This is a genomic window from Terriglobus sp. YAF25 (assembly GCF_052113305.1).
Taxonomy (GTDB): Bacteria; Acidobacteriota; Terriglobia; order Terriglobales; family Acidobacteriaceae; genus Terriglobus.
The window spans coordinates 1-1,450 of the sequence record NZ_JBFRCY010000937.1 but is presented as its reverse complement, the minus strand read 5'-3'; the positions used below and the strand labels follow the sequence as shown (position 1 = coordinate 1,450).

The window sequence follows — 1,450 nt, the reverse complement described above, 5'->3', positions numbered from 1 at the left end:
GTGCTACTGTTACCAGGCCGCTGCCATACCCATGTCCTCTGTCTGAGAGCCAGCCCAGCAGGAAGGGGCCGACGAAGCCGCCGAGGTTGCCCAGGGCGTTTACCAGTGCGATTGCCGGTGCACCGAGTTCGCCTGGGAACTGCAGTGTTACAGCTGACCACAGTGCCGGTGTTGCCGCGAGTCCGCCGCCTTCGGCCAGAGCGAAGCTCGTCACCAGCATGGCGATGCCGATGGTTCCGGAGACATGGGTTGCGGGAATCGAGAGCAGAAAGCCAATTGCCGAGATCGCGATGGGAGCTGAGAGTCCCCATGAGGGCTGGCCCTTGCTGTCTGAAAGCCGTGACCACACGAACATGATGACGGCAGCCAGAAGAAAGACGGCCGCGACTGTCCATCCCACCTGAAGCTGCGGCAGGCCGAGGCCGCTCAGCATCTGCGGAAGCCAGAAGACCAGGCCATAGAGGCCGATCTGGGTGGTGAAGTACACCAGTGCAAAGAGATAGATCGCCGGGCTGGCATAGAGCGAAGCTTCGGTGCCGGTGTATCCGATCTCACTGGCCTTCTGTTCTGCGGCAGCGATTGCCGTACGCAGCGCTATGCGTTCGTCTTCGGTCAGCCACTGCGCCTGCTGCGGACGATCGGTCATGCAGAAGGGAACAATGACGGAGAAGAAGAGAGCGGGCAGGCACTCCGCGATCAGCAGTATCTGCCAATCGCGCAGGCCTGCGACTGCTCCGTGATGCAGGATGGCGCTGGAGAGCGGGCCGCCGAAGATATTTGCCAGCGGAATGGCGAAGATGAACCACGCGATCAACTGTGTACGCTGGCTTCGCGGCAGCCAGATGCTGAGGTAGTAGATGATGCCGGGATAGAAACCCGCTTCTGCGACACCCAACAGGAAGCGCAGCACCAGAAACTGGGTGGGTGTGTGGGTGAAGGCGACAAGGCCCGAGAGCACGCCCCACACCGCCATGATGATGGCGATCCATTTACGTGCGCCGAAGCGGCGCAGCGCCAGGTTTGACGGTAGCTGAGCACACAGATAGCCGGCGAAAAAGACGCCGCTGGCTGTCCCGAAGAGGGTGCCGGAGTAGCCGAGATCACGCCGCATGGCCGCGGCGGCAAAGCCGATATTGACGCGATCCAGATAGGCGATGAAATACAGTACGAGCGTGAGCGGAAGGATGCGCCACGCAACCTTGTGAACCACTGCGTCTATTTTGGAGGTCACGAGTCATGTTACCGTGGGTGCAAAAAAACAGAAGCCGACTGTTTCCTCGAGGGCACTTGTACGAAACTACATGGACAATCGAGGGGGAACGATGTACCTTGCAGGTTACCGAGCGGGCCCGCCTTTCGTGTCGGATTCTGACGAATGTGGAGCTGTCATGGTGACGCATCCCCCTACTGGAGCAGTACCGGCTGCGCTTCCGCCGAATGAGGATGAACG

The 1,450-nt window shown here is 60.3% G+C and carries 1 protein-coding gene; it reads right to left on the bottom strand.

The window, feature by feature from the left end:
- The coding region (locus tag AB4043_RS25395; RefSeq protein WP_442308506.1) for an MFS transporter at positions 1-1,231 on the bottom strand (1,231 nt) is incomplete at its 3' end.
- Positions 1,232-1,450 lie beyond the last annotated feature (219 nt).